Source organism: Salibacterium sp. K-3, assembly GCF_054052005.1.
On sequence record NZ_JBSVZE010000001.1, the window covers coordinates 1,805,940 to 1,825,351 of the forward strand.

At 48.6% G+C, this 19,412-nt stretch carries 16 protein-coding genes and 1 other RNA gene; 16 read left to right on the forward strand and 1 reads right to left on the reverse strand.

The window, feature by feature from the left end:
- Positions 1-42 precede the first annotated feature (42 nt).
- From ACW9JV_RS08985 to ACW9JV_RS09025, 9 genes are all read left to right on the forward strand, one after another.
- A complete protein-coding gene (locus ACW9JV_RS08985; protein WP_457333434.1) occupies positions 43-951 on the forward strand; it encodes a chemotaxis protein in 909 nt (302 codons plus the stop codon).
- A gap of 508 nt (positions 952-1,459) precedes the next feature.
- Entirely contained in the window at positions 1,460-3,757 is a 2,298-nt protein-coding gene (locus tag ACW9JV_RS08990; protein WP_457333436.1) for a DEAD/DEAH box helicase, read from the forward strand.
- Complete coding sequence (locus ACW9JV_RS08995; protein ID WP_457333437.1) at positions 3,741-4,982, forward strand: ribonuclease H-like domain-containing protein; 1,242 nt, start codon at positions 3,741-3,743, stop codon at positions 4,980-4,982. Before ACW9JV_RS08990 ends, ACW9JV_RS08995 begins: the two co-directional genes overlap by 17 nt.
- A gap of 142 nt (positions 4,983-5,124) precedes the next feature.
- Entirely contained in the window at positions 5,125-5,691 is a 567-nt protein-coding gene (locus ACW9JV_RS09000; RefSeq protein ID WP_457333439.1) for a DUF1273 domain-containing protein, read from the forward strand.
- A 93-nt stretch (positions 5,692-5,784) separates the two neighbouring features.
- Positions 5,785-6,111, forward strand: a complete 327-nt coding sequence (gene gpsB / locus ACW9JV_RS09005) for a cell division regulator GpsB (RefSeq protein WP_457333441.1) — start codon at positions 5,785-5,787, stop codon at positions 6,109-6,111.
- Positions 6,112-6,129: 18 nt separating this feature from the next.
- Complete coding sequence (locus tag ACW9JV_RS09010; RefSeq protein WP_457333443.1) at positions 6,130-6,531, forward strand: ribonuclease HI family protein; 402 nt, start codon at positions 6,130-6,132, stop codon at positions 6,529-6,531.
- Positions 6,532-6,601: 70 nt separating this feature from the next.
- Positions 6,602-6,992, forward strand: an RNA gene (gene rnpB / locus ACW9JV_RS09015) — RNase P RNA component class B.
- A 92-nt stretch (positions 6,993-7,084) separates the two neighbouring features.
- Positions 7,085-8,224 carry a THUMP domain-containing class I SAM-dependent RNA methyltransferase gene (locus ACW9JV_RS09020; protein ID WP_457333445.1) on the forward strand — a complete coding sequence of 380 codons (1,140 nt, stop codon included), beginning with the start codon at positions 7,085-7,087 and terminating at the stop codon, positions 8,222-8,224.
- Positions 8,225-8,285: 61 nt separating this feature from the next.
- The gene (locus tag ACW9JV_RS09025) at positions 8,286-8,474 is read left to right on the forward strand and encodes a hypothetical protein (protein ID WP_457333447.1); all 189 of its coding nucleotides are present in this window, start codon (positions 8,286-8,288) and stop codon (positions 8,472-8,474) included.
- Between the two features lie 5 nt (positions 8,475-8,479).
- Here the strand turns inward: ACW9JV_RS09025 and ACW9JV_RS09030 are convergent, their stop codons facing one another.
- The gene (locus ACW9JV_RS09030; RefSeq protein WP_457333449.1) at positions 8,480-8,785 is read right to left on the reverse strand and encodes an iron-sulfur cluster biosynthesis family protein; all 306 of its coding nucleotides are present in this window, start codon (positions 8,783-8,785) and stop codon (positions 8,480-8,482) included.
- A gap of 121 nt (positions 8,786-8,906) precedes the next feature.
- On the opposite strand from ACW9JV_RS09030, the gene ACW9JV_RS09035 reads away from it, so the two are divergent.
- The 7 genes from ACW9JV_RS09035 to ACW9JV_RS09065 all read left to right on the forward strand — a co-directional run bounded on the left by ACW9JV_RS09035 (position 8,907) and on the right by ACW9JV_RS09065 (position 18,953).
- A complete protein-coding gene (locus ACW9JV_RS09035) occupies positions 8,907-10,421 on the forward strand; it encodes a carboxypeptidase M32 (RefSeq protein ID WP_457333451.1) in 1,515 nt (504 codons plus the stop codon).
- A gap of 319 nt (positions 10,422-10,740) precedes the next feature.
- Positions 10,741-11,805, forward strand: coding sequence for an ABC transporter ATP-binding protein (locus ACW9JV_RS09040; protein WP_457333453.1), 1,065 nt, complete (start codon positions 10,741-10,743; stop codon positions 11,803-11,805).
- Positions 11,806-13,338: an ABC transporter permease/substrate-binding protein gene (locus ACW9JV_RS09045; RefSeq protein WP_457333455.1), complete on the forward strand. Its 1,533-nt coding sequence runs from the start codon at positions 11,806-11,808 to the stop codon at positions 13,336-13,338.
- Between the two features lie 24 nt (positions 13,339-13,362).
- Positions 13,363-13,785 (forward strand): CoA-binding protein, encoded by a 423-nt coding sequence (locus ACW9JV_RS09050; protein ID WP_457333457.1) that lies wholly within the window; start codon positions 13,363-13,365, stop codon positions 13,783-13,785.
- 183 nt (positions 13,786-13,968) lie between these two features.
- Positions 13,969-15,936 carry a DNA topoisomerase IV subunit B gene (gene parE, locus ACW9JV_RS09055; RefSeq protein ID WP_457333459.1) on the forward strand — a complete coding sequence of 656 codons (1,968 nt, stop codon included), beginning with the start codon at positions 13,969-13,971 and terminating at the stop codon, positions 15,934-15,936.
- Between the two features lie 3 nt (positions 15,937-15,939).
- On the forward strand, positions 15,940-18,411 hold the full coding sequence (gene parC / locus ACW9JV_RS09060; RefSeq protein ID WP_457333461.1) for a DNA topoisomerase IV subunit A: 2,472 nt from the start codon (positions 15,940-15,942) through the stop codon (positions 18,409-18,411).
- A 44-nt stretch (positions 18,412-18,455) separates the two neighbouring features.
- Positions 18,456-18,953, forward strand: coding sequence for a metal-dependent hydrolase (locus ACW9JV_RS09065; RefSeq protein WP_457333463.1), 498 nt, complete (start codon positions 18,456-18,458; stop codon positions 18,951-18,953).
- The last annotated feature ends 459 nt before the right edge of the window (positions 18,954-19,412 follow it).

The following is a 19,412-nucleotide window of genomic DNA, read 5'->3' on the forward strand; positions in this document are numbered from 1 at the left end:
GACAAAAGTACTAATGCCATATGAATAGTTGGGGGTTGAAGCATGGCACTTACAAATCAAACCGACATCCTACTGGAGAGCGGCACAAATGAACTGGAAATTGTAATGTTCGAAGTCGGCACCGGGATGTTCGGGATCAATGTTCTGAAGGTGAGAGAAATTATACAGCCGGTGGAAGTGACGGAAACACCGAACCGCCACGAGCATCTGGAAGGAGTTATCCGCCTGCGGGAGGAAGTCATTCCGGTGGTGGATCTGGCAAAAGTGCTGGGATATCCACCTTCTAATGAGCCGGAACACGATAAGTTCATTATTTCGGAACTGAATCAGATGAAAGTTGCTTTTCACGTTCATGCTGTCTCCAGAATTCACCGGATTTCCTGGGAACAGATTGAAAAGCCGGGCGAACTGTCACAGGGGTATGATGCCAATACGATCGGCATTGTGAAGATGGACGGCAATATGTCTCTCCTTCTGGATTATGAGAAGATTGTCATGGACATTGCCCCGGAATCCGGGGTAAGTATGGCCAAGGCTGGAAACATCAATTACAAGGACAGAACGGAAAAACAGCTGATGATCGTGGAAGATTCCCCGATACTCAGGCAGATGCTTGAGGATGTACTGAAAGAGTCGGGATATGTAAACTCCCATATCTATGAAGACGGTAAAGAGGCATGGGACTTCCTTGAATCAAGAAAGAACGGGGACCTTCCCCTTCCGGATCTGGTTATCACGGATCTGGAGATGCCCAAAATGGACGGTCATCATCTAACGTACAAGATCAAGGACGACTCCGATTTAAAGGCACTGCCTGTGGTGATCTTCTCGTCTTTGATAACAGAAGATCTTTACCATAAAGGGGAAAAAGTCGGAGCAGATGCACAAATCAGCAAACCGGAGATTGTTGATCTGGTGGACCGTGTGGATTCCCTGATTTTAAATGAATAGTTCCAGTCCGACGACACCCTGCAGCATACAGCTGCAGGGTGTTTTTACAAAGGCTGTATTTTCCTGCCTGTCTGCGTGTTAGAAAATTTCTGAAAAGTTGTTGACTGTATTATAACAACTATGTATAATAAGCAGTACATTATAACAATAACATCCAGGGAGCGTGATGGAATTGATGAAAAAGCCGGAGAGAGAGACGAAAGAGCGCAGAATCAATCAGCCGAAAGAGGAAAAGACCGTGCTGCAGATGATCAATGACTATCACACAGCCAGGTAAAGACACCGCTTCAATCGATATCTTTTTTGAAACAATAACGGAAAGCCGTTATTGTTTTTTTGTTTAATCGCTGTTTTAGTACACTTCTTATACTGTGTGTATTTGGTTCCAGGCGGGCAGCCGGTATAATAGAAAATGATAAACGTTCGGACACCGCTTCTGCGATTCCGGCCATTCATTGGAAAACAAACAAATATTCGGTATAATGAAGTGATAGAGGTGAACGAATCCATGCACAAAAAGACGCTCCATGAGCTCATCGACTGGATGAAACATGATCCGGAAATGAACAGCCGTATTGAACACTGGCATACGATAGATGAAATAAAATCCCGTACAGCCCCGTTTCCCGGTTTTCTCGATAATAGATTAAAAGAAGCGCTGGAGTATCGGGGGATTTCAGAGCTGTATATTCATCAGGAAGAGGCGCTCCAAAAGAGCGGGCGCGAACAGCAGAATACGGTCGCTGTCACTCCGACCGCTTCCGGTAAAACGCTCTGTTATAATCTTCCGGTTCTCGAATCGGTGCTGCACGATAAGGAAAGCAGGGCCTTATATCTATTCCCAACAAAAGCACTCGCCCAGGATCAAAAAAGTGAACTCAATGAACTGATCAATGAAACAGGGGAGGATATCCGCAGTTACACGTATGATGGAGATACAGACGCCCAGATCAGGCAGGTCATCCGCAAAGCAGGGCACGTTGTCATGACGAATCCGGATATGCTGCATTCGGCGGTTCTGCCGCACCATACGAAATGGGTGTCCCTTTTTGAAAATCTGAAATATGTCATCATTGATGAAATTCATACGTACCGTGGTGTATTCGGGAGCCATACGGCCAATGTCATCCGCCGCCTGAAACGTATCGCCCGCTATTACGGAAGCTCGCCGGTGTTCATCTGCACGTCTGCTACGATTGCCAATCCCGGGGAGCTGGCGGAATCCTTAACCGGAGAACCGTTTCATGTCATCAATGAAAACGGGGCTCCGCGCGGTCGGAAACACTTTGTATTTTATAATCCACCGGTCGTTCATGAAGCGCTGAATATCCGAAAAGGAGCTGTTTCGGAGGTGAATGCGCTTGCCTCCCGTTTTTTAAAAGAGAATATCCAGACGATTGTTTTTGCAAGAAGCCGGGTTACCGTGGAAGTGATTTTAACGCATCTGCAGGAACTGGTTAAAAAAGAACTCGGTCCCAAGTCCATTCAGGGATACCGCGGAGGTTATCTGCCCAAACAGCGCCGGGATATTGAAAACGGGCTGCGGACCGGGGACGTTATGGGGGTTGTCAGTACAAACGCACTCGAACTCGGCGTTGATATCGGGCAGCTGCAGGTCTGTCTGATGACAGGATACCCCGGATCGATTGCAAGTGCCTGGCAGCAGGCGGGACGTGCCGGGAGACGACAGGATGAGTCCCTGATTCTGATGGTGGCCAACTCCACTCCCATTGATCAGTATATGATACAGCAGCCGGAGTTTTTTCTGGAACAGAATCCGGAATCGGCACGGATTGACCCTGATAATCTGATCATTCTGGTGGATCATGTGAAATGCGCGGCCTTCGAACTGCCGTTTCGGGAAGGAGAATCGTTTGACGGCGTCGATATACGGGACGTGCTTGATTATCTGTCGGAAGAACAGGTGCTTCACGCCCGGGGGAATAAATGGTACTGGATGAACGATGCATTTCCCGCCCACGGCGTCAGTCTGCGCTCCGCATCCCAGGAAAACGTGGTTATTATCGATCAGACAGACATTGCAAATGCAAAAGTTATCGGGGAAATGGACCGGTTCAGCGCAATGACGCTGCTTCATGATAAAGCCATTTACCTGCATCAGGGCATTCAATACCAGGTGAGAGAGCTGGACTGGGACGAAAAGAAAGCCTATGTGGAAGAAGTGCAGGTCGAATATTATACTGATGCCAATCTTGCGGTGGATCTGAAAGTGCTGGAAGAGGACAGGCGGACCGAATACCCCTCTTTTGTGACAGCATTTGGAGATGTCATGGTAAATGCGAAAGCAACGATATTTAAAAAAATAAAAATGACGACGTTCGAAAATATTGGTTCAGGTCCGATTCATCTCCCGGAAGAGGAACTGCATACAAATGCATGCTGGCTGAGTTTTCCGGAAGCGGCGGTGGAGCAGTTCGGAAGGGATCCTCTCGAACAGGCATTGATGGGTACGGCCAATGTGCTCCGCCACACCGCTCCTGTTCATGTCATGTGTGACCGCAGTGATCTTCACGTTATTCCGCAGATGAAAGCCACTCATTCCGAACGCCCGACGATCTTCCTGTATGACAGATATCCAGGCGGCGTTGGTTTATCTTCGGCAGTGTACAAGGACATTACGCGTATTCTGCATGAATGCCGAAAACTGATACGCTCCTGTCCTTGTACATCCGGATGTCCGTCCTGTGTCGGTTCCGACCTGAACCTTGATGAAGAAGCGAAGTGGCTGACGCTTCGTTTGATCCGGATTCTGGAGGAGGAACAGCAGATTGACGCTGAAACATAAACTGAACCGTATGAAACATCATATGAGCCACGATCATGTCAACCATCCGGAACAGACGGATAAACCGATGCAGCAGGACGTTTCGCATAACATCCCGTTTTTGGATAAATGGGCAGAACTGAACGCTGAGCCGCTTCACCTGGGCGGACAGTATGTCATGCGCCGTGAACAGGAATATAGTCTGAATTACCGTCACGGCACCCGTCACCTTGGTGCTCTGTTCGATGTATTTGAAAAATGGAGCCGGGAAGAGGCGGTGCATCCGTTACATCCATCCGGCCGGCGTCCGCAGGATCTACTGTTTTTTGATACGGAAACAACAGGTCTGAACGGCGGTGCCGGGAATATGATTTATATGCTCGGCGGGGCTCGTTTTTCTGGTGACCGTGTTCATGTCAGTCAATTCTTTCTGCCCGGCCCGGAATCCGAGGCCGCTTTTTACTACTATTTTTTAACGGAAATGCAGGATGCCGTGCATCATCTGGCTACGTATAACGGCAAAGCCTTTGACTGGCCGCAGGTCAAAACGAGACACACGTTTGTCCGGGATGAAGTACCCAACCTCCCGGAATTTGGACATTTTGACCTTCTTCATGCCTCACGCCGCCTTTTTAAACACGCGCTTCCTTCCTGCCGCCTTTCTGTCGTGGAAGAAGAAATACTCGGTGTGCAGCGTGAAAATGATACGCCGGGGTATCTGGCGCCGATGTTGTATTTTGACTTTTTAAACGAACAGGACCCTGATTTTATTAAAGGTGTCCTGGAGCATAATGAACAGGATGTTCTGTCGTTAATTACCCTTTACATTGATTTATCCGAACGTGTCCTCGGGAGTGGAACAAGTCCGGAGGAAATGTATGAAATCGGGCGTTGGTTTGAACAGATGAAAGAACTGTCCAAAGCGGCATGGTGCTACAGGAAAGCTGCCCAATCCACAGGGCAGTGGAATCCCGTGTATGTATATGCCCTGGCCGTCGTCCTAAAAAAACAGAAAGAGACCGGCGATGCCTTGTATCACTTCGAAAGGGTGTATGAGCACGGTGGGACCTATGCGGCAAAAGCGGCGGTCGAGCTGGCAAAACATATGGAACATACGGAAAAAGACTTTGAAAAGGCGCTGTATTATACAGAAGAAGCCAGCCGCATGCCGCAAAGCAGAGATATTCGGGATGACCTGAAAAAACGCGGAAAGCGTCTGGCATATAAAATTCCGGCGGGGAAATGACGGAGGCAATTATTTCCCGGGCAAGCGCAAAAAAACCTGTAATCAGCGGGGAATCCACTTTATTAGACAAAACCGCGGCTTACTATTGATATGATAGATGGCGGGTGCTGTCGAAACAGGGAAGCAGATGGAGGAAAGCGGCATGAAGGTACTTGCTGTAAGTGGATATAAGCCACGTGAACTTGGAATTTTCAACCCGGAAGCCGGGGAAATAGATTATATAAAAAAAACAGTGAAAGCAAAACTCTATGGTTTTATGGAAGAAGGACTGGAATGGGTGGTAGTATCCGGTCAGCCGGGCGTGGAACAATGGACGGCGGAAGTGGTCATTGACTTGAAAACGGAGCAACCCGGACTGCGTCTTGCTGTGCTTCCGCCGTTTCTGCACCAGGACAGCATCTGGCCCGACCATGCCCGCGAACGATATCAGCGGATAATCCAGCAGGCTGACTATTCTGAAGCTGTCTCGAACAAAGAGTATGAAAACCCAGGACAGCTCCGCGCCAAAAATGACTTTATCATCATGAAGACGGATGCGCTTCTCGTGTTATACACAGAAGATCAGCCGGGAAGTCCGGAATATTATCTTGAGGCTGCCGAGCGCAAGGCATCCGCACAGCATTATCCTGTCTATCTTATCACTCCGGATGATCTCCAGCAGACCGTCGAGGAGGAAATGATGCGTAACGGTGGAGACATGGAACAGTAAAACGATTGAAAATTGACTTTTCCATTAAGTTCTGAAAAAATAAAGGACAACATCTTATATCAAAATGCTATGATATTCGGGGTGAACGACACGATGGATAATATTCAATTAACAGGAAAAGATATTCTGGATAAAGATTTTAAAAGCAGCATGAAAGGCTATAATAAAGATGAAGTAGATCAGTTTCTGGATACGGTCATCCAGGACTATGAAGCTTATGAACAGCGTGTCCGCGACCTGGAACAGCAGCTCGAGCAGGCCAAAAACAGCAGCCGGCGTGAAACGCGCTATAACGGCCAGTCCGCCGAAGAACCAGCCGGTCAGGCTATGCCGCAGGCCGGCGGAACAAACTATGATATTTTAAAACGTCTTTCCAATCTCGAAAAAGAAGTCTTCGGGAAAAAATTATACGAGGAATAATCCAGCGGAGGCGTCTTTTTGATCAAAATGTTTATTGACGGAGCAAGTGCCGGCAACCCCGGTCCGGCCGGCGCCGGAATTTTTGTTTCTGCACCGGACGGCGAGAATGAACATCACGCTGTACCTCTCGGGACGATGACCAATCACGAGGCGGAATTTACTGCGCTCCGCGAAGCGCTTCAGTTATGCCTTGAGAGGGGATGGACAACAGTATCGATTCATACGGATTCCCAGCTTGTGGAAGAATCGGTGGAAAAAGAGCATACAAAGCATTCCCTGTACAAACCTCTGCTGTCGGAGATTCTGGAACTGTTTACCGAATGCGGGCTGTGTTTTGTGAAATGGATTCCTTCGACACAGAACCGCGCAGCTGATCAGCTGTCCAAAAAAGCGGTAAAAATAAGCAGAAATTCCACCTGAATTTCACGGATACGGCTTGTCAAACCTGAGAGTACAGGATATAATAACATGTGGCATAATGATGCTGATGACATTCGGGCAGTTGCTGCGCTTCCTGCGCAGAGGAAAGTCCATGCTCGCACAGCCTGAGACGGCTGTAGTGTTCGTGCCCGGCGAAACCATAAGCCGGGACGGTCGCGGTGATGCCGGACCGATGGCGGGAAAACGGCCTGTGTCCATACCGGATATGGCCGCATTACCCTGAAAGTGCCACAGTGACGGAGTCTGTTTGGAAACAAACAGAGTGGAACGCGGTAAACCCCTCGAGCGAGAAACCCAAATATTGGTAGGGGCACCTTTCGGAAGGAAAACAACGGAAAGAAAGGGCAGGGAGATACTCTTCCTGCAGATAGATGACTGCCGCCGGAGTGTGAGGCGAAAAGCCGCAGGCAGCACAACGGAACAGAACATGGCTTATACGAATGTCACGGCATCGGTCAACCCCTGATACAGGGGTTTTTTCTTTATCACTGTCTATAGGCGGTGAAAGCCGTACCCTGAAGGAGAAAAATTCATGAATGAACGTGTTACGTTAATAGCAACGGCGACCATGGGGCTCGAAGCGCTTGTAGCCCGGGAGGTCAAGGAACTGGGATACACGGACGTGAGCGTGGAGAATGGACGGATTGAGTTCGAAGCACCGCTGGAAGCGATAGCTAGAACAAACATGTGGCTGCGGACAGCCGACCGGGTGAAACTGAAAGCCGCCGAATTCACCGCCGTCTCTTTTGACGAACTGTTTGAAAAAACAAAAGCCGTTCCTTGGGAGACAATGCTCCCGGAACAGGCGGAATTCCCCGTTACGGGCCGCTCTGTAAAATCAACACTGTACAGTGTTCCGGACTGTCAGTCGATTGTTAAAAAGGCGGTTGTGGAACGGATGAAACAGACGTATCAGAAAGAATGGTTTCCGGAAAACGGCGGATTATATAAAATAGAAGCCGCACTGCATAAAGACGTTGTAACCTTAACCATTGATACGTCCGGTCCCGGCCTCCATAAACGCGGGTACAGGACCGTTCAGAACACCGCGCCGTTAAAAGAGACCCTGGCTGCATCCCTTGTTATGCTGACCAACTGGCACCCGGACCGCCCTTTTGCCGATCCGTTCTGTGGATCGGGCACAATCCCGATTGAAGCTGCGTTAATCGGTCAACAGATAGCCCCCGGATTTAACCGCGGATTCGCCGCTGAATCCTGGGAGTGGCTGGATGCTGAAACGTGGAAACTGGCCAGAGAAGAAGCAGAAGATAAAGCAGACTATGACCAGCCTCTTGATATACAGGGATCGGACATTGACCACCGTATCGTCGATCTGGCCAGAGAAAACGCCATGGAAGCAGGTTTATACGGGGTGGTAGAGTTTAAACAGATGCAGGCGTCGGATTTCACAGCCGCAAAGCCATACGGCTGCCTTGTTTCCAATCCGCCGTACGGGGAACGCATCGGGGAAAAAGAGGCGGTGGAGACCCTGTACCGGGAGATGGGGGAAGCATTCCGTCCGCTCGACACCTGGTCGGTTTATATCCTGACCTCAAGCGAACAGTTTGAAGCGTTGTACGGAAGCAATGCGACGAAAAAAAGAAAATTGTATAATGGAAAAATTAAAACGGACTATTATCAATTCTGGGGACAGCGTCCTCCAAAAAGGTAGCATAATTTCTTGACCTTCCGTATATGCTTATAGGGTAGCATGTTTCAGGGAGGGGAAGAGATTGCAGCACATTCAGTATGCAGAAAAGCTACAATCTTTGCTGAAAATCGAAAAGGCCATTGGAAACGCGGAAAAAGTACTGGGTAGTCCGGAACAGCGGCCCCCGGCTGCACGGCCGGAACAGGCAGTCACAGAGGCGAAAAAACAGCTGGATCAGGCCTGGTCCCATCATTTGACAAAGAGATGGTGATCCAGTCAACGCGGATTCGTGACATCCTCAATTTTCGGGTTTTCAAATGACAGCAGATCAATCCCGGGTTCGTAGGACACCACCATACCATCCATGTACCATTGATCCTGCGGATTCACAAAAAAATAGATGCCGCACGCCTGAAGCACATCCGATCCTGCTTCAGGTTTTTCTTTTGCCACTCCAAGAGAAAATCCCCCGGAACCTACTCCGCCGACCCTCACAAACAAGCGCAGATAATCTCCTTCGTTTAATTCCATTTCCTGTTTGTACATTGCTGCTGCTTCCTCTTTTATAATAAAAGACGCCACTGGAATCCCCCTTTCTCTCCCCATCTGTTATAACACGGAACTTCCGTACTTTCAAAAATGATAAACCCGGGACTTTATGATACGCTGGTCATAACAAATTGCGGAAAGGGGTTATGGAGTATTGAGCCGGTCAAAAGAGCAGATTGAACAGGATTTTTTGGAACATATGTATAAAATGAATGCCTATGAACAGGCACTTGGGCTGATGGAATGGGATGCTAGAACAAAAATTCCCAAAAAAGGTGCGGAGGATCGTGCAGAAGCTGTCGGTAGAATCTCCACGGAGCTTTTCCAACTCACAACATCGGATGCGACCGCTTCCTTTCTCGAAACGATCCTGGAGGAAAAAGAAGACCCGTATCATCCCGGGATCCGGAAAGCTGCGGAAGAACTGAAGAAACAATACGACCGGTCCGTTCGTATTCCTGCAGAGGAGTATCAGGAATACAGTATATTAACAGCCCGTGCGGAGTCGGTCTGGGAAGAAGCAAAAGAAAAAAATGATTTTGAGATGCTCCGCCCTTATCTCGAAAAACTGGTGAATTTCAGCCGCCGATTCGCTGAATATTGGGGATATGAAGGTCATCCCTATGATGCCCTGCTCCAGGATTACGAACCCGGCATGACAACAGAGGTACTGGACGACGTATTTGACCGCATGAAACGGCGTCTGAAACCTCTTGCAGCTCAGGTGGCTTCTTCTCCGTCACAGCCGGATACGTCGTTTCTGTTTGAACCGTTTGCAAAACAAAAGCAGACGGCTGTCAGTAAGCAGATCCTGCAGCAGATGATGTACGATTTTGAAGCAGGACGGCTGGATGAAACCACCCATCCGTTTGCCCTCGGTCTGAACCCTTCGGATGTGCGGGTTACGACCAAATATGATGAAACAGATTTTCGTACCGCGCTTTTTGGAACCATTCATGAAGGAGGACATGCTTTATATGAGCAGAATCTTCCCAGTGATTGGAAAGGAACCGTATTATGTGATGCTGCCTCCATGGGCATTCACGAATCGCAATCATTATTCTGGGAAAACTTTGTCGGTCGTTCCAAGCCGTTCTGGGAAAACAATTATGACCTCCTGCAGAAAGAAGCAGGAGAAACGTTCAACGACGTACCGCTTGATGATTTTTACCGGGCTGTTAATGCTGCGGGGCCTTCCTTGATCCGTATCGAAGCCGATGAATTAACGTACTGCCTTCATATCATGCTCCGCTACGACATCGAAAAGCAGCTGATAAACGGGGAAATAGAAGTGAAAGATCTCCCACATATCTGGAATGAAAAGATGAATGAGTATCTCGGTATAACGCCGCCTGATCACAGCAGTGGGGTGCTTCAGGACGTCCATTGGTCTTTCGGCGCCTTCGGCTATTTCCCTTCGTATGCCCTCGGATATATTTATGCGGCACAGTTCCACGATGCTCTCAAGCGTGATATTCCCGGGTTTGAAACTTACTGCCGTGAGGGCAGGCTCGGTCCTGTACAACAATGGCTGACGGATAACGTCCATCAGCACGGAAAAATGAAAAGCCCCGGAGAACTTCTTAAGAACGCTACTGGTGAATCAATTAATCCGGATCATCTTCTGGATTATCTCGAAACGAAATATACGCACCTCTATTCTTTATAACAGTCGTCCTGTTTCGGGCGAAAAAGTCACCACATCCTGTGGTAGTCGTCCTGGCGGGCGCCGATCTGACCCGCAACACGGGCGCCCAAACACCGTTTGATGGGATGTTCGGCTGCTGCTTCGACGAACAGGATGTTCTAGTGCCGGCGCCCGCCACAGGACGTGACCGTTTTTAGCCGGCGGTCAACAAAGAATCGCCGCCTTCCGCTTCTGCCTCGATTAAGCTTTCCTGTACAGGCTCGGGTTTAAAAAGACATCGGACAGGATATGAAAAAGGATAAAAGACTATCTGACGGATAGACAAGAGAGGAACGGTATCATGATTACGTTTGAACATATATCGAAAACGTTTCCGGACGGCACAAAAGCCGTTCATGATTTTTCTGTTGAAGTGGAAAAAGGGGAATTTTTTGTATTAATCGGTCCAAGCGGCTGCGGCAAAACTACGACATTAAAAATGATTAACCGGCTGATTGAACCGTCGGAAGGAACGATCAGCATAGAAGGAAAAGATCTGAGAAACTGGAATCTTCAGGAGCTCCGCTGGAATATCGGATACGTTCTGCAGCAGATTGCTCTTTTTCCGACAATGACGGTTGAAGAAAATATTGCCGTCGTGCCGGAAATGCGGAAGTGGGGCAGAAAACAGACCATGAACCGCGTGGATGAACTGATGAATATGGTGGAACTGGACCCGTCTATCTATCGAAAACGTATGCCTGCCGAATTGTCCGGAGGACAGCAGCAGCGGGTCGGGGTTGTCCGTGCCCTCGCGGCGGATCCGGACATTTTGATCATGGATGAGCCGTTCAGCGCGCTGGACCCCATTACCAGAGAGCAGCTTCAGAAGGATATTAAAGAACTCCAGTCCAGAATTAAAAAAACCATTGTATTTGTGACCCATGACATGGACGAAGCACTGGCACTCGGTGACCGTATATGCATGATGGATGAAGGCCGTGTCATACAAACGGGGACACCGCATGAACTGATCCATCATCCTGCTGATGATTTTGTGCGCGATTTTATCGGTGACCGCAGGAATGAGTGGGAGACTCCGGTCAAACATATGATGAATCCGGAGAGCGAACACAGTGCGAATGTGGCAGATCTTCCGAACCTTCCCCTTTACCCGGCCCCTCTGTATATTTTTGACACGGATCATCAGTTTCTCGGCCGGCGACGTGAAGGGGAGATCGTATCCCATTCGACCACGGTATCACCCGATATGATGCTGAAAAAGGCTGTTACATATTTTGAAAAAACAGATGTCGACGCCCTGCCGGTGCTCGAAGACGGGAAATTGATCGGCGTGTTGAGTTACAAAGATATCGTCCGCTATATGCAGCAGCTGCATATGGAAACAGGAAAGGAGTCGGTATAAATGGGAATTATCCAGGAGATGGCCGCTCTCTTCCAGGACCGCCAGAACATGTTCTGGACGCTGCTGTGGGAACACATCCATATGTCCCTGCTGGCTCTGTTATGTGCCATTTTTATTTCTGTTCCGCTTGGCATTTATTTATCACGGAAGAAACGGATTGCTGAACCCATTATCGGGGCAGCAGCCGTTCTTCAGACGATACCGAGCCTCGCTCTGCTCGGCTTTATGATTCTGCTGTTAAACGAAATCGGCACTCTTCCTGCAGTTGTCGCCTTGACGGCGTACGCGCTTCTGCCGATTCTCCGGAACACCTATACCGGCATCAACGAAGTGGATCCGGCAATTAAAGAAGCTGCCACCGGTATGGGAATGTCTTCATTCCGGCGCCTTCGCAAAGTGGAACTTCCAATGGCGATACCGGTTATAATGGCCGGCATCCGTACATCCATGGTACTGATTGTAGGCACCGCCACCCTGGCTGCCTTAATCAGTGCCGGCGGGCTCGGGGATTTCATTATGACCGGCATTGACCGTGCCGATAATGCCTATATTCTGCTTGGCGCCATCCCGGCTGCACTACTTGCCCTCATGTTTGATTTTATTCTGCGGTTCACCGAAAAAACGTCCAGGGGAAAAACGCTGATGCCGTTTGCTGCCGTACTGACTGCTGCACTGCTGGTCACTGCCGTTCCGCTTTTTTCATTCAACCAGGAGCCGGATCTTGTCATCGGCGGGAAACTGGGGGCGGAACCGGAAATCATTGCGAATATGTACAAACATCTGATCGAAGAAGAAACCGGAATGAATGTGGCGGTGGAATCAGGTTTTGGGAGTACCGATGCCGCCTTTAATGCGTTGTCGGTGGATGAAATCGATATCTACCCGGAATTCACTGGAACTGCTATGGCTGCGCTCCTAGGTAACACACCGTCTTCCGGAAGCACAGAAGAGCAAGTGTATGAAAACGCAGCAGAAGGCATGGCTGCAGAGTATAACATGGCCTATCTGGAACCGATGCAGTTCAACAATACGTATGCGCTGGCCATGAGAGAACAGCATGCCGAAGAACTGGGTATTGAAACAATATCGGATATGGAACCGTATACGGAGGAGTTAACTGCCGGATTCACGTTCGAATTCGCGGACAGAGAAGACGGGTACGTCGGGATTCAGGACGTGTACGGATTAACGTTTGAAAATGTGGAGACGATGGATCCGGGACTCCGCACGAGAGCTGTGGAGAGCGGAGAAGTCGATTTTATAGACGCTTATTTTACAAGCGCGGACATGGTGGAATACAACCTGCGCGTTCTCGAAGATGATAAAAATCTTTTTCCGCCTTATCAGGGAGCGCCTCTGATGAAGCAGGAAACCCTCAATGCCCATCCGGAACTGGAGCGTATTCTGAACCAGCTGTCCGGAGAAATTACGAACGAAGAAATGCAGCAGATGAACTATATGGTTGATTATAATGATGCAGATCCGAGTATTGTGGCAAGAGACTACTTGACGGAGAATGGATTTTTTGACTAATCTATAGAAAAGGAGCCGATAACCATGACTACGTTTCAGAATCCTTCCGAAGAACGTACAGCCTCTGTACTGAATAACAGCAGCACGATTGCCGTCGTCGGCTTGTCCGAAAAACCTTCACGGACGTCCTGGCAGGTAACTAAAGCCGTTCAGGAGGCAGGGTACCGCATTATTCCGGTCAATCCGAATGCACAGGAAGTACTGGGGGAAAAGGCAGTTGCACGTCTCGGTGATATTAAAGAGCACGTTGATATTGTGAATGTATTCCGGCGCCGGGAACATCTGCCTGCCATTGCAGAAGAGGCGGCTGAAATGCCGCAGGTTCCTGACGTTTTCTGGACCCAGCTTGACCTCGTGAGTGAAGATGCGGCCCGGACGGCTGAACAGGCCGGTATGACGGTAATTATGGATAAATGTATCAAAGTGGAACTTTCCAGATTATCTTGATGGAAGGCGGACGCTCATCACAGACAGGTGAGCGTTTCTCATTGCGGATGTGGATCATCAGCCGCTGCATGGAATAGATGCCGGCTGCATTTTTTCATAGTAAAAAATAAAACGTATGTTCTGTTATCATATGTTATAGTGTATGATACATGGTTTTGCTTGCAGAGAAAGGGGAACACGTCATTGACACAAACCTTTGATTATAATGATGATGCCATACAGGTTCTTGAAGGACTGGAAGCAGTCCGTAAAAGACCGGGGATGTATATTGGGAGCACTGACAGCCGCGGACTTCACCATCTCGTGTTTGAAATACTGGATAACGCGGTGGATGAAGCTCTGGCAGGCTTTGGCACTGTGATTGATGTCACCCTTCATCCCGATCATAGTATTTCCATCACCGATTACGGCAGAGGAATTCCGACCGGCACGCACCGAACCGGAAAATCCACGCCGGAAGTGATTTTCACGGTTCTTCACGCCGGCGGCAAATTCGGACAGGGAGGATACGTCACAAGCGGCGGCCTTCACGGTGTCGGAGCTTCTGTGGTGAATGCGCTGTCCGAATGGCTCACCGTGGTGATCCACCGGGACGGACACATATACCGTCAGGAATTTGCAGACGGAGGCAGACCGGTGACTCCTCTTAAAGAAGAGGGAACAACGAAGAAAACCGGAACCTCGATCCGATTCAAACCGGATCCGTCTATATTTTCGACTACTTCCTATCAGTATGAAATGCTGGCGGAACGCCTTCGTGAAGCTGCATTTCTTCTGAACGGAGTTTCCATCCGGCTTACTGACGAACGGGAAGCCGAAACGATTTCGGAAACATTTGTTTATGAAACTGGCATCAAGGCATTTGCTGAATATCTGAATGAGGATAAGGAAGTACTTCATCCTGTTGTCTATTTTGAAGGCACAAGCCAGGATATTGAACTTGAAATCGCCTTTCAGTTTAACGACGCCTACACGGAAAATGTGCTGTCGTTTGTAAACAATGTGCGCACCAAAGACGGCGGAACCCATGAATCCGGGGCAAAAACCGCTCTTACGAGAGCCGTCAATGAATATGCGAGGAAGATGAATTTTTTAAAGGAAAAAGACAAAAACCTCGACGGCTCGGATATAAGAGAAGGGTTTACGGCAGTCATCGCCATCCGCGTACCAGAAGCAATGCTTCAGTTTGAGGGGCAGACGAAAAGTAAACTCGGCACCCCTGAAGCAAGGTCCGCTGTGGATCAGATTGTTTCGGAAAAGTTAACCTACTTTTTTGAAGAGAATCCAACCACGAGCTCGATGCTTATCAAAAAAGCGATGAAAGCCGCCCAGGCCAGAGAAGCAGCCCGTAAGGCGAGAGAAGAAGCGCGAAGCGGGAAGAAAAGCCGTAAAAAGGAGCTGCTGAGCGGAAAGCTGACCCCCGCCCAGTCGAGGAATACGGAACGAAATGAACTTTATCTTGTGGAGGGCGATTCCGCCGGAGGTTCGGCAAAGCAGGGAAGAGACCGCAAATTTCAGGCGGTACTTCCTCTGCGCGGTAAAGTCATCAATACGGAGAAGGCTAAGCTGGATGACATTATGAAAAACGAAGAGATCCGCACCATCATTTATGCGCTCGGAGCAGGGGTCGGGACGGATTTTGCTCTGGAAGAGAGTAATTATGATAAAATCGTCATCATGACCGATGCTGATACGGACGGCGCCCATATCCAGGTGCTGCTGCTTACGTTTTTTTACCGTTACATGCGTCCGCTTGTGGAAGCCGGCAAGGTGTTTATTGCTCTTCCGCCTTTGTACAAAATCAGTAAAGGCAGCGGAGCAAAGGAGAAAACGGAATATGCCTGGGATGAAGACGGCCTTCAGAAAGCGATATCCAACGTCGGAAAAGGGTATGCCGTTCAGCGGTACAAAGGACTCGGCGAAATGGATGCAACCCAGCTCTGGGAAACAACGATGAACCCGGAGACAAGAACGCTCGTCAGAGTAACCGTGGACGATCTTGCACGTGCCGATAAACGCGTCACAACCCTTATGGGAGATAAAGTGGAACCGAGACGGAAGTGGATCGAATCGCACGTCGAATTCGGCCTGGAAGAAGACGAAAACATTCTGGAAAATGAGAACCTTCATGTGACGGAGGAGGAGGAGTAAATCGTGACCGAGGCAGAAAAACATCTGGATTTACCACTGGAAGAAGTGCTCGGCGACCGGTTTGGCCGCTACAGCAGATATATTATTCAGGAGCGCGCGCTTCCTGATGCAAGAGACGGCCTGAAGCCGGTGCAGCGGCGTATTCTTTATGCGATGCTGCAGGACGGCAATACCGCTGACAAACCGTTTCGAAAAGCAGCGAAAACGGTCGGAAATGTTATCGGGAATTATCATCCCCACGGAGACTCCTCTGTGTATGAAGCCATGGTCAGAATGAGCCAGGACTGGAAAGGGCGCAATCCGCTCGTAGAAATGCACGGAAATAATGGCTCCATTGACGGTGACCCGCCGGCAGCCATGCGTTATACCGAGGCAAGGCTGTCCTCCATATCCGGAGAAATGCTGCGTGATATAGAGAAAAACACGGTGGAATACATTCCCAACTTTGATGATTCCATCGAAGAGCCTGTCGTACTGCCGTCCATGTATCCCAATCTGCTTGTGAACGGTTCCATGGGTATTTCTTCCGGCTATGCCACTGATATCCCGCCGCACCAACTCGGGGAAGTGATTGATGCCGCCTTGATGGAAATCAACCAACCGGACTGTACAGTGGAAGATCTGATGACAGTTCTAAAAGGTCCTGACTTTCCCACCGGTGGTATCATACAGGGGACCGAGGGTATCAAAAAAGCGTATGAAACAGGAAAAGGAAAAGTTGTTGTCCGATCAAAAACCGACATCGAAACGATGAAAGGCGGAAGAAAGCAGATTGTCGTCACGGAAATTCCATACGAAGTCGTAAAATCCAACCTCGTGAAAAGGATGGATGAAATCCGTTTTGACAAAAAGGTGGAAGGCATTGCGGAAGTCCGGGACGATACGGACCGGACCGGCCTTCGTATTGTGGTTGAACTGAAAAAAGAGGCAGATCCGCAGGGGGTTCTGCATTACTTATATAAAAATACGGACCTGCAGGTGTCCTATAATTTCAACATGGTGGCCATCCATAACAGAACGCCGCAGCTTCTCGGCTTAAAACAGCTGCTGCAGGCTTATGTCTCCCACCAGAAAGAAGTGGTTACCAACCGTTCCAGGTATGAACTGGATAAAGCGGAAAAACGACAGCATATCGTCGAAGGGCTCAAAAAAGCGATATCGATTCTCGACCAGGTCATTGAAATCATCAGGGGTTCCAATGATAAGAAAGATGCCAAAGCTAACCTGGTGCAGTCTTTTGCCTTCACGGAAGAACAGGCTGAGGCGATTGTGACATTACAGCTGTACCGTTTGACAAACACCGACATCACGACGCTGGAACAAGAGGCAGAGGATCTGGAGAAGCGGATTAACAAGCTGCGCTCCATTTTATCCAGTGAAACCAAATTGCTGCAAGTTATCAAAGATCAGCTTTCCTATGTAAAGAAAACCTATAATGATGAGCGTCTCAGCAGCATTGAAGACGAAATTGAAGAACTTAAAATAGACCTCGAAGTAATGGTTCCATCCGAAAATGTGATTGTAACCGCCACGAAAGAAGGGTATATCAAACGTACAAGTTACAGATCCTATTCCGCGTCCAACGAAGATCCGCCGGGGATGAAAGAAACAGATGATCTGTTGTTTTTTGATGAGCGGAATACGACAGATACACTGCTGTTGTTCACGGAAAAAGGACAGTATGTATATATGCCGGTTCACGAACTTTCCGACATCCGCTGGAAAGACAACGGCCAGCATATCGGAAATATTATTCCGCTTGATGCCGACGATTCCCTTGTTACCGTCATCCCTGTATCAGAATTCACTGATGATGAGTACCTGATTTTCTTTACGAAAAATGGAATGGTCAAAAAAACGGTACTGTCCGCCTATCAGGCCCAGCGTTATTCAAGGGCGCTTGTTGCTGTCAAGCTGAAAGAGGAAGATACAATTGTGAACGTCGATATAACAAACGGCACCGGGGACGTATTTATGGGAACTAACTTTGGTTACGGCCTTCGGTTCGCAGAAGAAGAAGTCACTCCGGTCGGCCAGCGCGCGGCAGGAGTAAAAGGAATCAATCTGAAATCAGGGGATTCGGTCATTAACGGTTTTGTTTTATCACCGGAAGATCGTTCCGAAGCTGTGGTAATCACGCACCGTGGGGCCGTGAAAAAAATGCCGCTCGATGAATTTGAATCGATGTCCCGGGCCAAACGCGGACTTGTGATGCTCCGGGAACTGAAACAGAATCCACATCTCATCAGCGGTCTTGAGCCATGGTACGGGAATGTAGATGAGATCCGGATTCAGACAGAAACAGGCCGCACGGAAACCGAAAATATCGGAAGTATGCGTAGGAGCGACCGTTACAGCAACGGTTCCTTCATCGTTGACACGAAAGAGAACGGCACGGTAACGGGCGCCTGGCCGGTCATTGACTATCAAACCCTTAAAAAAAATAATGAAGGAAGCAGTGAGCAGAACAACTAACAAAGACATACTACGCAAAAGGTAGAAATGAAAGGAAATACAGCATGAATGCAGGCACACACACAATTGGAGCGTTAACAGCAGGTACTATCGTCTATTCTTCACCGTCGCTGCCCCTTTCATTTTCCGGAACCGAGACAGCTGTATTTACAGCTGCTGTTTTGGCAGGCGGGCTGCTGCCCGATATCTGCCAGCCGTTTTCCTGGATTGGAAGAAGGATCCGTCCGGTATCTAAAATGATACAGAAACTATTCGGACACCGTACCATCACGCACAGCATACTGTTTATGGCAGTAATTTATATCTGTGCCGGCCTGATTCCGTACGACTGGGGAAGTGCTTTTCAGTACGGGATTACCACCGGTGCAGCCAGTCATCTTATTCTGGACATGATGACTCCGAATGGTATACATCTTTTGTATCCGGTGAAACAGAAAATTTCTTTTCCTCTTACGGCAAAAACAGGATCGAAAGCAGGGGAGGGAGCTATTTCATTTCTCATGCTCTGCTGGATTATGTATTTCGGTGTACATTTCATATAATTCATTATGGAGAGCGGGACACAGCCATTAATAGATAATAAAATTCCGAACCATTCTTTCATGTATGGTTTGGAATTTTATTGTAGATCCCGACATTTCGCTTGAAATCCAGCGTACAAGGGCGGTATTGGTCCGTCTCTTTTTCCCGGGCACGGCTTGGGTTTGAGAAGAGATGGACCGGTGCTTAAGTTCCTTTTTCATGGCAGATTTCCGGGTAAACGTCTCGTAAAGGCGTTCATGATGACGTTTGGGGTGTCCGCACCCCGGCTAAAAGTAACCATGGGTTTTTAATGTTACGTTTGCTTCCTTTTTCTGCTCCTAAACGTCATTATAACGTTCTCATAACGACGATTGATCGGAAAAAAAGATGCCAAAACGTCGTCGATTGCAGCCTGATTATCCTCGCTGCTGTTTCTTCAAAAAAACATTTATGCTTCCACTGATTTCCTGTTATGTTAT